Source organism: Pseudomonas sp. KK4, from assembly GCF_001984065.1.
In the GTDB taxonomy this organism is placed as follows: domain Bacteria; phylum Pseudomonadota; class Gammaproteobacteria; order Pseudomonadales; family Pseudomonadaceae; genus Aquipseudomonas.
In genome coordinates this window covers 1-10,513 of sequence record NZ_LYVP01000147.1, presented here as the reverse complement: position 1 = coordinate 10,513, position 10,513 = coordinate 1, and the positions used below count along the sequence as shown (strand labels likewise).

Below are 10,513 nucleotides of genomic sequence, written 5' to 3'. Positions count from 1 at the left end.
ATTCGGTAACCTGGAACACTGAACGCCAGGTCACCACACGGAAAGCCCGCTAATGCGGGCTTTTTGCTGTCTGGGATTTGGCTTTTCGCTGGCCCGGCAGGAGCGAGCTGGCTCGCGATGGTCGTCAACGGTAACGCTGGGAGTCTGACACGCCGCGGCGCCCTCAGGTTTTTCGCGAGCAAGCTCGCTCCTACAGAGGGCAGATCTGCCTATTGCCCGGCATTACGAGCATGCCGGTAATCGCTGACCGCCTCGTAGACCGCTTTGCGCAAGCGGTTGATACCACCGATGGGCCGATGCGCCTCCAGGCCGAACCAGGGGTTGAACGACAGGTTGTCGCATTGCAGGTTCTGCGCCGGTGAGTCGAAGTCCTGGGCCGGCACGGTGATCCGTGCAACGGTCTGGAACGGCGCATCACGCTCGCTCCACTCGATGCTGGTGTCTTCGATCGGCATGTACTTGTTCGCGTCCTGACGTTGGATCTGCAACACGAAACAGGCCGCGATCCGATCCGTCGACAATTGCTGGTTCAGGGCGCTGCGCAGGAAATTCGGCAATTTGCGGTTCTGTTCCGCAACGCTGTATTTCGGGCAGCTTTGCGGGTCCGGGGTCACCCTGAACTTGGCGTTGGCGTCGCCGAACTTGTAGGGCGATACCGAAAAATACGTGCTCTGGATCGGGCTTGGCGGAGCGGGGGACAGCGTCGCCAGCGCAATCAATAAATGCCGAACCTGCCAGTGCACCGGGTTCCACCCCGGAAAGAACGCCAGCATCTTTTTGCCATCGGCTTGTGCCGAGATGTTCTGTCGATACTCAGCGACATCACTGACGAAAAAGTTCGGATGACTGAACATCACGAAGTCCTGTTCGTTACGCTGCGGCTGATCGCTTAGCAACTGTTTGCCCGGCACATCATGCAGCTTGATCGCCATGCCTCGCGCATCACGGATGCTGTCGAACTGCGGATAGGCGTTGCCGTTGGACAGGCGCATCGTCGCCTGCCAGGTTTTACCGGGCTCACTGAACACGCCTTGACGCAAGTCGTCCGACAGATCTGGTAATACCTGGACCTGCGCCCTGACGCAGCCATGGGCCTTGGCATGGGCATCGCGAAGGTAGCGGGTATTTTCGCGGTGCTGGTCGACAATCCGTACGGCAGTCTGAATGATCGACTGGGTCATCGCTGCTTCCCCATCTGGAATCAGCTCCTGCGCCGATACCGGCCCACGGTGTTGCCAGGCGAACCAGGCCGTCGCCAGAGCCCAGCCAAGCAACCCGAGCCCCAGCAGACAGAGCAACGCCTTGCCAAGAAAAGCGCCCAGGCGCAGCCAAAGGGTTTTCAGCATGCGCAAATCCTTATGATCATGGCAGTTGTGACTCCAAAGGTCCGCCCAACACTTTCAAGTATTCCAGCAGTGCCCAGCGCTCCTGAGGCTGCAGCAGACGGCCGATCACGCCGTTACCGAGCTTTCCGGCGCGGAATTCGTGACCGCTGTTGTGGTTGCCGGTGATGCGGGTGTCGAACTGGAAACCGTTGGTAAAGGCTTCAGTGCGATAGCCCAGGTGTTGCGGATCGAATTCGAAGGTGCCTTTGTAGAAGGTGGTTGCACGTTCGTCCTGAGGCGAGAGTAGTTGATAAATACTCGGCACCGAGCCGTTGTGCAGAAAGGGCGCCGTGGCCCACACCCCCGCCAGCGGCCGGGCCTTGTAGGCGCGTAGCTCACGCACACCGATCGGCAAGCCGAAACCGTCCATTTGCGGGCGTTCGGCGGGGGTGATGCCTGCTTGACGATAGGCCCGGTTCTCGACGAATGCGGTGACGTAGGCCAGACCTTTGGCCACTGACATCTGGCTCAGGTCCAGCGGCTGGGTGGGTTTGGGCTCGACATCGAGGTTTTCCAGATCTTTCTGCTTCCACTGCAGAGCCGTCAGGTCGTAGCGATGGCTGGCAATGTTATCAGCGGCGCCCGGGTCGGTGCCGATGTCGTCCACCGGGAGCATTTTCAGGTGCTGTACGTAGCGCCCTTCGCCCTGGGTAACGCGGGGCACATGACAGCCAGCGCAGTTTTCACCGAACAGGGCGCGACCTTTGGCAGCCAGGGTTTTGTCGACCTTGCCGAGCAGCGTTTCCGGCCAGGCGGGCGGTTCCAGCCGTTGCAGGGTTTCTTCGATCAAATGCAGATCGCGCACGCGAACACTGGAGGGATAACGGTCATCGCCCATCAACGGCTGGCGGTTTTTATCGAAAAAATTCAGCGTGGCGCCTACGCCCAGGGACTCACCGATATTGCGCGCCATGGGCTGTTTGGCCGAGCCGTTCCACTGCACCCATTCGAAGGTCCACATGTCCCACAGTGGCGGGTAGTCGACAGGGGCGTTGGCGATGCGGTAGTTGGCGGCGGAAATTGCGTCGCCGAAGGTGGCATTGGCGATGCGGCCGAAGGCATCGGTTCGGCCAGGGCCTTCTTCGGTGGGATAGAGCCCGCGATGGGTGTCGTTCCACGCCACTTTCAGGAAGGTATCGAGCAATCGCTTGAATTGCTTGCGCAATTTTTGGTGCCTGGCGTCGTAATCAGACCCCAGAACCTCGCGAGCAAAACGCTCGAATTTCCATGGGTTGTAATAAGTCGAGACCAGACTCGCCACCAGTGCCTGTCCGAAACTGCCACCGCGCAGCGTAGGAACGCTGGATGGCAACACATGCTGCGCCGAGCCACCGTCAATCCGTAGGGCCTGTCCGTTGAAACGCAGTTCTCCGGTATGGCAGGCGGCGCAAGTAATATCCAGAAAAGTATCCGTACTGCCGGGATTCTGATGCCGGGCGAAGCCCACCGGCAGATTGCCGGGGTTGTTCGGCGTGGGTTTTTGGTTGGGCTCGACAAGGAACCCGAAGCGCGCCAGGTACTCGGGGGCGGCGAAACGCTCCCGGGAGAATGGCAGTTCCAGCGCGGTGAACCAGTCATAACGCAGACCTTTGACCTGCGTGCCCTGGGGCGTGAAGTAATAGGTCTGGCGGTCCTCGGCGCTCCACTGCTCCAGGTAATGCACCTGCTGCGCCGGGGTCCAGAGCGGTAGTTTCGGGTTGGCGATGTAATACAGGATCACCGCCAGGAACACGCCAAACAGGAAAACGATCAGAACCAGCAAGCGGAATAAGAGGCGCAAGATGAACATCCTTGTCGATTTATCCTGCCGTTATGCCTGAGCGCAGAGTTGGCGGCAAGTGGCCATTACGCCATGGATCCGGCTGCGCAATCGTCCTGTGTCTGAGTCAGATGACAGAAGTTTCATCGTCTACACTGCGAAAAGCGTTTAAACACCTGAACTTATCGCCATTGTCCGGCTCTCATGCCGGTAGCCATTGGTCGTGGCCGCCTGATAAGCTCGCGGCTTTACTCGATTGCCCTTTAGGCGCATGAACAAGGAAATAGCATGAAACAGCATCGGTTGGCGGCGGCGGTGGCCCTGGTTAGCCTGGTACTTGCGGGTTGCGACTCGCAAACCAGCGTAGAGCTGAAAACTCCGGCGCAAAAAGCTTCCTACGGCATTGGCCTGAACATGGGCAAGAGCCTGGCCCAGGAAGGCATGGATGACCTGGATTCCAAAGCCGTAGCCCAGGGCATCGAAGATGCCGTTGGCAAGAAAGAGCAGAAGCTCAAGGACGAAGAGCTGGTTGAAGCTTTCGCCGCACTGCAAAAGCGTGCCGAAGAGCGCATGGCCAAGATGAGCGAAGAGTCGGCAGCCGCCGGCAAGAAATTCCTCGAAGAGAACGCCAAGAAAGCTGGCGTCGTGACCACCGCTTCCGGCTTGCAATATGAAGTGGAAAAGAAAGCCGATGGCCCTCAGCCAAAGCCGACTGACGTAGTGACCGTTCACTACACCGGCAAGCTGACCAATGGCACCGTGTTCGACAGCTCCGTAGAGCGCGGCAGCCCGATCGATCTGCCGGTCAGCGGTGTGATTCCGGGTTGGGTCGAAGGCCTGCAGTTGATGCACGTCGGCGAGAAGTACAAGCTGTTCATTCCTAGCGAACTGGCTTATGGCGCGCAAAGCCCAAGCCCGGCCATTCCAGCCAACTCGGTGCTGGTATTCGACCTGGAATTGCTGGCCATCAAGGATCCAGCCAAAGAAGAAGCCGCCAAGTAATCGGCTCCCGCTTTGAAATCAACGCCTCGCTTATGCGGGGCGTTGTTGCATCTGGCGTTCAGCGCGGGGTAAACAAAACGAACAGATGCTGTAGGCTGAAGTCATAGGCAGTGTAGGACGGGGTAACCTCGCCCGACCACCAAGTCAATGAAATATTGGGTTTTTTTTGATGAGTAAAAAACGCCCGATCTAAGCCAAGCCCTTGTGCGGCGGGGCTTACAGCTGTGAAAAGCAGCTCTGTTCACAAGGTTATCCACAATTTGTGTGGATAACATTTGCGTGGGAGGAACTCATGAAAGCACCCTGGAACTTCGCTCGCTTCCTGCCACTGGCCGGGCGCCTGCTCGCCCGCGGACGCTTGCCGACCTTATTGTTTGCCGTAGCGAGCAAAGGCGCCGCTCAGGGCAATCGGCTGGGCAAACTCAAAGATGACCTGCGCTTGCTACAGGCACTGTGCCTGGCCTACTGGCGTGGTGAATACCGGGCCATCAGCCCCAAGGCCCTGATATCGGTAGTGGCGGGGCTGATGTATTTCCTGAGCCCCGTGGACGCGATTCCGGATTTCATTCCCATGTTCGGCATGCTCGATGACATCGCCGTGCTGGCCTGGTTGATGAAAGTTCTCGACGATGAACTCAATGCTTTTCGCATCTGGCGCAAACGCCAAGTGCCAGAGAAGCTCGCCGTCGTCGAGCGCCTGCCGGATACACCCGAGCAACTTCAGCTCCAGGGTCCGAAAAAACGCTAAGTTGAATAAGCATCATCCACAGATACATCACCCCGCGACCTTAGCCGCTGTTAGGATTACACTTCTAGGGAAAAGTGCCGACTCGCTAAGTGTTGTTGTCCTACGGGGTAGTCATGGATATTCAGATAATTACACGCGAAGGCGAACCCGAATACGCGGTTCTGCCATGGGCTCAGTATCAGGCTTTACTCAAAGCAGCAGGCATCGATCAATCACCGTCGCGCCCGGCCCCAGCGCCGCCAGCGACAGCCCAGGACCCGATTCTTCCGGGTCTTGATCAACTACGCAGTTTGCGCGAAGGGAAGGGCATCGCCATCGAGGCGCTCGCCCGCACGGTAGGCATCAGCCCGTCATATCTGGCCATGATCGAAAGCGGCGAACGTCAGCCCGACGCCGCGATTCGCCGCAGTCTGGCCTGGGAATTGACGGTGCCAGGGTGGAGGGATCAATCGTGAGCGTACGCATCAGTCGTCAACATTGGGACGGATTGCTGGGCGAGCTGGATCAGGCGCGACGTCAGCGCCATCTTCTGACGTATCGGGCCTTGCTGGAGCGTTTGCAGTTGCCGACGCCGGCCATGCAAACCCTGACTGCCGCGCTCGAGCACCTGGCGGCGCTGGATGCCCGGGCCGAACAGCCATTGCGCAGTTCGCTGGTGATCAGCCAAGGGGCCAGTCGCCTGCCACGCACCGGTTTTTTCGAGTGTGTCGAGCGCCTGGGGCGATTTTCCGGACCGTCCGACGGGGTCGCGGCCGCGTCCTGGCATGCGTCGGAAGTGGTTCGGGTGTTTGAATACGAATACCCCGAGTCGGCGGAGGCCTGAGTGTTTTTTCGACTCAAGGCGCGGGCCAGTTACTGGCTGGCGCGCAGGCTTTTTCACTGGCAATGGTTCGTGCGCCAACCCCGGGGCTGGAGCTGGCTCGAAGGCCAGTTCGCCCGCATGGCGAACCTGGGCGATGTTGACGCCCAGAGTTTCTACGGCCACATCCTGACCTTCCGTGGCGTCGGTCTGGGCGCGAAAGAAGAGGGTATTCGACTGTTGCGTCTGGCGGCATTGGCCGGTGACGGCAAAGCGGCCTACCAGATCGGCGTCATCAGCCTGGCCGGGAGCCCGAGCAAGGCACCGGACCCGGCCGAAGCAGCGCGCTTCTGGGGGCTGGCCGCAAAGGCAGGGCATCCACTGGCGCAAATCAAGTTGCAGGAGCTGGCCTCCCGGGATTCGAGCCAGTAACAGCGCACTGTCTGACAGACAAACATGGCGCAGGAGCGCGCTCCTACGCCATGTTTTGGTTTTAGCGAAACGCCCTACATCAACATCATCCTTTCCTGACTTCTTTCCTCACTGATCCCCCGCAAAGTCCCTCGCGCCCTTCCTCCCGTGCGAGAGATAACTCATGTTCGACCCGTTTTTTCACGCCGCTTGCGTTTCGGTGGGCTGATGGATCACACCGTCCGCGTCGAGCAGGCGCTCGACAGCTTCCCGCACATCCTCACCCTTTACCGTCAGCAGCTCAAAAGCTGGTTCAGCCAGACCGCCGATCAAATCAGCCACATCACTGACATGCCCTCGCTCCTGGGCGTAGAGAGGGTGCTCAAATTTGGCGACTCCAGCACCGTAGTCAGCACCGGTGACGATGACTTTATCTCGACGGTTGCACAGTGTTCGCGAAGCGCAACCCTGCATATCGAGAGCAAGTTCGAGTCAGTATCCGATGTGCCGCTGGGCAACATTCAGGTCGATGTGATTGCGGTGAAGGGTGGCGAGTCGACGCCGATCACCCTCGATGAAAACGGTAAGGGGCAGTTCGCCTGTGTGCCGGGTGAGTCTTACCGCGTGCGGGTGCAGAGCGAGGTCACGCCGCCGCAGCTTGATGAGCTGTTCCAGTCCTACGACGGGCTGACGCAGCAGCTTGAGCAGTGGCTGCGCAATGAGTGGGGAGGGTTCAAACCGCAGTGGTCGCAATCGACTTTTCTGGCGGCCGGCAATGGAATGCTCGCTGGCAGTTGGGCGGCCATCGAAGGGGTATGGGACGCGATAGGTCTGTTGTCGCAGATCCTCCAGGATCCCGGAAAATTTGCTGATCGCCTGGGCAGCGGCGTCGATCAGTTGAAGAAGCTGGCGCAAGAAACGCCGGCGATGATGGCAAACATCCAGCTGCTGGCCAGTGATGAAGCGGTGCTTTGTCTATTGCTGCGCGCCGCCAGTCTCTGGCTGGAAATGCTGCCGCCCAGTGTGATCGCGGGTGAGACGGCCAAAGCGGTGTCGCAGCTGGTAGTGGAGTTGCTGATCGACATCCTGATCGCCATCGTCCTGACATTCGCCACCGCAGGGGGTGGCGTTGCCTATCTGACGATGCGCTTGGCGGGTCGCGCTGCGCAGTTGATCAGAGCGGTCACACGCCTGGTTGAGTCACTGTTTTCGATCCTCAAGACCTTCATCGATTACGTTGATCGCTACAAGAAAATCGCCGCTCGAGGCGTCGTGGCGGGGCTGAAGAAAGGCCGGATGCAATTGCACTGGAAGCCTCGCAACAACACCACGGTGAAAAAAGAAGAACCCCACCACGACGCTCCAGAGCAGGCCAAAAACCCCAACGGCGACAGCGCCGACACCGCCGCCCACACCGCCACCCACGGCTGCCCGGTCTCGCTGGTCACCGGTGAAGAACTGCTGACCCTCACCGATGCCACGCTCGACGGTGTGCTGCCGTTCGAATTCACCCGCCTGTATCGCACCAGCGCCGTCCAGCTCGACTGTGGCCTCGGTTTCGGCTGGAGCCATTCCCTGAGCCAGCGCCTGGACATCGACGGCGACACGGTGACCTGGGTCGACGCGCAAAATCGTCGCACCGTGTTCCCGCTGCCGAGCCGGGCACGCCCGGCGATCCACAACAGCCTGTCGCGGGCGGCGATCTATCTCGGCGAGGAGCCGCAAGAACTGATCCTGGCGCTGGCTGGCGAAGCGCCGCGCTTTTTCCACTTCCGCCACGGCCGCCTGAGCGCAGTCAGCGACGCCTACGGCAATCGTCTGACGGTGCAGCACGATTTGTCCGACCGCGTTCAGCGCCTGGACAACGGCGCCGGGCGTGCGCTGTGGCTGCGCTATGAGCGTCAGCAGCTGATCGCCGTCGACTACCAATGTTTTGACTTCAGCGGCGATCAGGCGCCGGTGTGGCGCACCGAACAGACCCTGGCCACTTACCGTTACGACGTCCGCGGCCGGCTGATCGAGGCGAGCAATGCCGTCGGGGAAGTCGAGCGTTACGACTACGACGAACAGCAGGTGATCCTGCAACGGCAGTTGGCCGGTGGGGCGAGTTTCTATTGGGCGTGGGAAAAGTCCGGCAAGGCGGCGCGCTGCGTCCGTCACTGGGCGTCGTTTGCGCAGATGGACACGCGCTATGAGTGGGATGACGACGGTGGTGTGACGCTCAAGCATGCCGATGGCAGCGAAGAGCAGTATGTCCATGACGTCCACGCACGGCTGGTGCGCCGGGTTACCCCCGACGGCGCCGAACAGCACAAGGCCTACGACGCCCAGGGCCGCTTGATCGCCGAGCAGGACGCATTGGGCGCGGTCACCGAGTACCGCTACGACGAACTCGGACGGCTGATCTCGCTGATTCCGCCGGACGACGAGCCAACGTCCTACGAATACCGCAACGGTTTCCTGCACGCGCGTTATCGCGGCAAGGCCAAGTGGACCTACCAGCGCAACGCCCAGGGCGACCTCACCTGGCTGATCGACCCCGACGGCCACAGCACCTACCACGAGTACGACGCCCAAGGACGCTTGCTGCTGATCCGCTACCCGGACCACAGCCGCCACCTGTTCGAATGGAACCGTCTCGGTCAGTTGCTCGCGGAAACCCTGCCGGACGGCGGGCGGCGGGCGTTTTCCTACGACGCCCTGGGGCGACGGACCACGGTGCAGGACGCCTTCGGCGCCGTCACCCGCTACCAGTGGGACGCCGTTGGCCGACTGTTGCAGACGACGTTTCCTACCGGTGCCCGCCGCACCTACAGCTACAACGCCTACGGCCGGGTCACCGCCGAACGTGATGAACTGGACCGGGTCACCCGTTATGAATACGCCGATGACCTGCATTTGGTCAGCCGGCGGATCAATCCCGACGGCACGCAGCTCAAGTACCGCTACGACCATGCGCAGCTGTTGCTCACCGAGATCGAGAACGAAAGCGGTGACACCTATCGCCTGGACTACACGCCCGGTGGCTTGATCCGACAGGAAACCGGTTTTGACGGGCGGCGCACGGCCTATGCCTACGACCTCAACGGCCAGTTGCGGGAGAAAACCGAGTTCGGCGATGACGGTTCGCAGTTGGTCACCGCCTATGAACGCGACAGCGCTGGACGTTTGCTGCGCAAGACCTTGCCCGACGGCGGAAAGGTCGAGTACCGCTATGACTCTCTCGGCCGGCTGGTCAGCGTCGACGACGGCCAGGAGCATCCGCTGGCCTTCGAGTACGACGCCCACGACCGGCTGATCACCGAACACCAGGGCTGGGGCACGCTGCGCTACGCCTACGACGCCAGCGGCCAACTGGAAACACTGCGCCTGCCGGACAACAGCCGCGTTCATTACCACCGCGCTTCGAGCGGCGCACTGACCGCCATCGACCTCAACGGCGCGCGCCTGACCAGCCATCAATACGACTTCGGCCGGGAAAAGAGCCGCCAACAGGGCCTGCTGCACAGCGATTACGCCTACGACGACCAGGGCCGCCTGCAAGCCCACGCCATCAGCCAGCAGCAACGTCCGCTGTACCGCCGCGACTATACCTACGCCGCCAACGGCAACCTCCTACAGATCAGTGACACCCGCCACGGTCCGCGCCGCTACCAGTACGACCCGCTCGACCGCCTGACCCACGTGCGCCACGCCCGCGACCAGGACCCGGAACATTTCACCCACGACCCGGCCGGCAACCTGCTGATCCACGACCGCCCCGGCCCCTGGCACCTCAAGGGCAACCAACTGCGGCGCCACGCCGACCGCCATTACGAGTACGACGCCTACGGCAACCTGAGCCGCGAACGCCGCGGCCCGGACATCACCGACTACCGCTACGACAGCCAGCACCGCCTGATCGGCATCCGTCTGCCCGACGGCCGCGAAACGTCCTACCGCTACGACGCCTTCGGCCGACGCACCCACAAGACCGTCGACGGCCACACCACCACCTTCTTCTGGCAGGGCGACCAGCTCATCGCCGAAAGCAGCAACAGCCACTACCGCAGCTACCTCTACGAACCGGGCAGCTTCCGCCCGCTGGCCCTGCTCAACGGCAAAGGCCCACAGGCGCGCCCGCTGCACTACCAACTCGACCACCTCGGCACCCCACAGGAACTCACCGATGCCAGCGGCGACATCGTCTGGTCCGCCCGCTACACCGCCTACGGCAAGCTCAGCCAGTTGCGCCACGGCGGCATCGAACAACCCCTGCGCTTCCAGGGCCAGTACTTCGACAGCGAAAGCGGCCTGCACTACAACCGCCACCGATACTACCAGCCGGATACCGGGCGCTACCTCACCCCCGATCCCGTGAAGCTGGCGGGTGGGTTGAATGCCTATCGGTATGTGCCGAACCCGACGGG

Annotated in this window: 8 protein-coding genes and 1 pseudogene; 7 read left to right on the top strand and 2 right to left on the bottom strand. The window is 61.2% G+C overall.

The window, feature by feature from the left end; all coding sequences use genetic code 11:
• Window positions 1-117: 117 nt before the first annotated feature.
• A pseudogene (locus tag B0W55_RS31310) lies at window positions 118-195 on the top strand (outer membrane lipoprotein carrier protein LolA); the annotation flags it as partial.
• Window positions 196-209: 14 nt separating this feature from the next.
• On the opposite strand, the gene B0W55_RS26580 reads toward B0W55_RS31310, so the two are convergent.
• Window positions 210-1,346: a catalase family protein gene (locus B0W55_RS26580; RefSeq protein ID WP_077048889.1), complete on the bottom strand. Its 1,137-nt coding sequence runs from the start codon at window positions 1,344-1,346 to the stop codon at window positions 210-212.
• Window positions 1,347-1,362: 16 nt separating this feature from the next.
• Window positions 1,363-3,165: a di-heme-cytochrome C peroxidase gene (locus tag B0W55_RS26575; RefSeq protein WP_077048891.1), complete on the bottom strand. Its 1,803-nt coding sequence runs from the start codon at window positions 3,163-3,165 to the stop codon at window positions 1,363-1,365.
• A 267-nt stretch (window positions 3,166-3,432) separates the two neighbouring features.
• Between B0W55_RS26575 and B0W55_RS26570 the strand changes: the two genes are divergently transcribed.
• The 6 genes from B0W55_RS26570 to B0W55_RS26545 all read left to right on the top strand — a co-directional run.
• Window positions 3,433-4,146 carry an FKBP-type peptidyl-prolyl cis-trans isomerase gene (locus B0W55_RS26570; RefSeq protein WP_077048888.1) on the top strand — a complete coding sequence of 238 codons (714 nt, stop codon included), beginning with the start codon at window positions 3,433-3,435 and terminating at the stop codon, window positions 4,144-4,146.
• Window positions 4,147-4,438: 292 nt separating this feature from the next.
• Window positions 4,439-4,894 (top strand): YkvA family protein, encoded by a 456-nt coding sequence (locus B0W55_RS26565; RefSeq protein ID WP_077048887.1) that lies wholly within the window; start codon window positions 4,439-4,441, stop codon window positions 4,892-4,894.
• Window positions 4,895-5,007: 113 nt separating this feature from the next.
• Entirely contained in the window at window positions 5,008-5,349 is a 342-nt protein-coding gene (locus B0W55_RS26560; protein ID WP_077048890.1) for a helix-turn-helix domain-containing protein, read from the top strand.
• The gene (locus tag B0W55_RS26555) at window positions 5,346-5,717 is read left to right on the top strand and encodes a hypothetical protein (RefSeq protein WP_007898892.1); all 372 of its coding nucleotides are present in this window, start codon (window positions 5,346-5,348) and stop codon (window positions 5,715-5,717) included. The genes B0W55_RS26560 and B0W55_RS26555 overlap by 4 nt, the downstream gene beginning before the upstream one ends.
• Window positions 5,718-6,125, top strand: coding sequence for a sel1 repeat family protein (locus B0W55_RS26550; RefSeq protein WP_077048886.1), 408 nt, complete (start codon window positions 5,718-5,720; stop codon window positions 6,123-6,125).
• A gap of 207 nt (window positions 6,126-6,332) precedes the next feature.
• Window positions 6,333-10,513, top strand: a 4,181-nt coding sequence (locus B0W55_RS26545) for an RHS repeat-associated core domain-containing protein (RefSeq protein WP_077048885.1), incomplete at its 3' end; no start/stop codon positions are given.